General features: G+C 57.3%; 4 protein-coding genes and 3 tRNA genes. All 7 read right to left on the bottom strand.

Translation table 11 applies throughout. The features are described from left to right. On the bottom strand, nucleotides 1–93 hold a 93-nt coding region (locus DM373_RS28230; protein ID WP_133295916.1), incomplete at its 3' end, for a GTP-binding protein. Nucleotides 94–172: 79 nt separating this feature from the next. Next, nucleotides 173–248: transfer RNA gene (locus DM373_RS28235), tRNA-Thr, on the bottom strand. Nucleotides 249–276: 28 nt separating this feature from the next. Continuing rightward, a tRNA-Gly gene (locus DM373_RS28240) sits at nucleotides 277–350 on the bottom strand. Between the two features lie 24 nt (nucleotides 351–374). Next, nucleotides 375–458, bottom strand: a tRNA-Tyr gene (locus DM373_RS28245). A gap of 152 nt (nucleotides 459–610) precedes the next feature. Further along, nucleotides 611–1,036, bottom strand: a complete 426-nt coding sequence (locus DM373_RS28250; RefSeq protein ID WP_110996596.1) for a hypothetical protein — start codon at nucleotides 1,034–1,036, stop codon at nucleotides 611–613. 7 nt (nucleotides 1,037–1,043) lie between these two features. Then, the gene (locus tag DM373_RS28255) at nucleotides 1,044–1,793 is read right to left on the bottom strand and encodes a pantothenate kinase (protein WP_110996597.1); all 750 of its coding nucleotides are present in this window, start codon (nucleotides 1,791–1,793) and stop codon (nucleotides 1,044–1,046) included. Next, nucleotides 1,783–2,742 carry a bifunctional biotin--[acetyl-CoA-carboxylase] ligase/biotin operon repressor BirA gene (birA, locus tag DM373_RS28260; protein ID WP_110996598.1) on the bottom strand — a complete coding sequence of 320 codons (960 nt, stop codon included), beginning with the start codon at nucleotides 2,740–2,742 and terminating at the stop codon, nucleotides 1,783–1,785. The genes DM373_RS28255 and birA overlap by 11 nt, the downstream gene beginning before the upstream one ends. Nucleotides 2,743–2,858 lie beyond the last annotated feature (116 nt).

Consider the following 2,858-nt stretch of genomic DNA (forward strand, 5'->3'; position numbering starts at 1 on the left):
CGCTGCAGTCAGAGTAGTCTTACCGTGGTCAACGTGGCCGATAGTGCCGACGTTTACGTGAGGTAGGGAACGATCAAACTTTTCCTTAGCCATCGATACAGTCCTCCGCAGAAGAAATAGTCATACCGCTGATAAAACAAAGGCAGATATTTTCATATCTGCCTTGTTTATATGGAGCTCTTGAGCGGACTTGAACCGCTGACCTCACCCTTACCAAGGGTGTGCTCTACCAACTGAGCTACAAGAGCGAAACACTTTGCGCAACAACTGCAAACTTGGAGCGGGTAGCGGGAATCGAACCCGCATCATCAGCTTGGAAGGCTGAGGTTCTACCACTAAACTATACCCGCGGAGCTTGCGGCTCTCGCTGAAACTGGTGGAGGGAGAAGGATTCGAACCTTCGAAGCTCTCGCAACGGATTTACAGTCCGTCCCCTTTGGCCGCTCGGGAATCCCTCCAGATGTGGCCGGCATTCTATTTGGCTGCCGCCCTAGTGTCAAGCTCTTTTTCAAATTTTTTCAATCAAATCTGAAACTTAGCCGCTTTGACACTGCTTCTGGTTCTGCTACCTGAGTGGCGTTCCCTGTGAAGCGGGCGCCATTCTATCAAGCTATTCAGCAGTTGCAATACCCTCGCACAAAATAATTTTGTGTTTTAAGTCTTTGAAATCCTTGGAAAGAATGGCCAGCACCGATTGGTCCAGCAAACGCTCGCCTTCAGGGGCCACCTTGAGCCAGAAGCCCTCGGCTCCAGGCAACTGCCCTACGACCGGCTGCGAGGCGATATCGAGGCTCAGCAGCCGCTGCCGTAGCGCATCGAGTTGCTCACGCCCAGCAACCCCACCCACCACCAGGCATTCATCCCGGCGCCTGGCCGGTGTCGCAACACCCGTTTCACGCAGCAGACGAATCTCTTGCTGGCTGCCTTTATATAAAGAGAGAGGTGCGACCTCTTTGACCCTCAGCGGAGCCTCCTGCTGATGCCATACGTAATAGAAAACGTTCAGCACGAGTAACAGCAGAAATAACCAGCGCATAGACACCTCAACTCAAGGGGCAGGCCATGGCCAGACCAACGAATACCAGATCCGGCACAATCCGCGCCTGGGGAACGGCTTCATGCACCAACGGGGCATCTCCACCCGTGAGGAAGATCGTGAAGTCATCGCCCCACAAGGCTTTCGCCTGCTCGATTTGCGTCCGGGCAAAACCCTGGAGCATCAACACACAGCCGCGCTCTACTGCCTCTACCGTGGAACGCCCAGGAGCCAGACTGCTAAGCGCGCGCTCAGCCGACGCATCGTCATAGCGGATACGACGCGTGTGGGTCCGCAACTGACTGCGCATCAGCGGCATGCCAGGGCAAATGTACCCCCCCAGATGCTCACCATCGGCCGCGACAAAGTCCGCCTTTGCCGCAGTGCCGAAGTCAATGACCAAGCAAGCAGCCTTGGCCAGGTGGAAAGCACCCAGGGCACCCAGCCAGCGATCCATGCCCAGGCGCTGGAAATCCTCATAGCCATTGCGCACCCCGGCCATTTCCTGCACAGGCTGAGCCACCTTGACGTCGATAGCGAAGGCTTGCTGAAGAAGAGCACAAAGTGCCGTAGTTTCTTCCTCGCTGCGCACGCTGACCATTCGACCACCTGTCAGACGCAAGGCAGGAAGCGCACCGATAGCAGCCACAAGGGCTTGGTCGGAGTCGACGATTCCGCCGCTAGTGATAGCCGCATCCGCAGCGTGTATCACCCGCCATTTGATAAAGCTGTTCCCGCAGTCGAGCTCAAGAATCATCACGCAACCTCAGACTGAGCTCGCCACCGCTGAAGCTCTTTTCCACACCATCTACATCAAGACGCAAGCCGCCTTGACCATCCACACCTCGCGCCACCCCATCAATGCGGGTATTGCCAGCCACCAGTGAGACGTTACGCCCCTGCCACAGGTGCGCTTGCTCCCACTCCTCCTGGAACGCGGCGAAGCCGTATCGGCGATGACGCGCCAACTCGTGCTGCAGCTGCTGACTGAGTAGCGCAACCAATTGATTACGGTCAACCACCAGACCAGCTTCGCTACGCATGGAGGTCCATTGCTGGTCGATCTGCTCACTGGACTGCATGTTCACGTTGATGCCGATGCCCAACACCACGTGGCAGACATCGGCCGGGTCACCGACCAATTCCAGCAGGATCCCGGTGATCTTGCGTCCCCTCACCAGGACATCGTTTGGCCACTTGAGCCCGACGTCTTTAAGCCCGAAAGCTTGCAGGGTACGCATCACTGCCAGGCCAACCACCAGGCTCAGCCCTTCGAGCTGACGCATGCCCCCCTCAACCCGCAACACCAGGCTGTAATAAAGGTTTTCAGCAAACGGGCTTACCCACTGCCGCCCGCGACGGCCACGACCGGCAGTCTGGCGCTCGGCGAGCACCAGGAAAGGAGCAGCCTGGCCTTGCGCCGCAAGCCGTAAACCCTCGGCATTGGTCGAGTCGATGCTCTCATGGATGAACACAGGCCACTGCTCGCCCTGGGAGAACGCGGTAATCGCGTGCGATTCCAGCAGATTCAACGGCGCTGCCAGCTGATAGCCGCGCCCACGGACTTTATGAATGGTCAGGTTCAGCTCACTCTCAAGGTGTTGCAGCTGTTTCCAGACGGCACTGCGACTTACACCGAGGGCAGCCCCCAGCGCTTCTCCGGAATGGAACCGGCCATCCTTGAGGAGATTCAACAACTTCAGCATGCCAGTCTCGACTTGGAATAAGGCTGGCATGATAGCCACGCCCCGAAGCCTTGCATAGGAAAAGGGCCACCCTCAAGGGAGGAAACCGTCGCCGACGCTGCAGTATTTTCTGCCTG

The sequence above is a fragment of the Pseudomonas sichuanensis genome (assembly GCF_003231305.1).
GTDB lineage: Bacteria > Pseudomonadota > Gammaproteobacteria > Pseudomonadales > Pseudomonadaceae > Aquipseudomonas > Aquipseudomonas sichuanensis.

What these genes read in the sequence shown, in the direction of transcription:
- DM373_RS28250 (WP_110996596.1), bottom strand. Translation starts at nt 1,036, where the DNA reads ATGCGCTGGTTATTTCTGCTGTTACTCGTGCTGAACGTTTTCTATTAC.
- DM373_RS28255 (WP_110996597.1), bottom strand. Translation starts at nt 1,793, where the DNA reads ATGATTCTTGAGCTCGACTGCGGGAACAGCTTTATCAAATGGCGGGTG.
- birA (WP_110996598.1), bottom strand. Translation starts at nt 2,742, where the DNA reads ATGCTGAAGTTGTTGAATCTCCTCAAGGATGGCCGGTTCCATTCCGGA.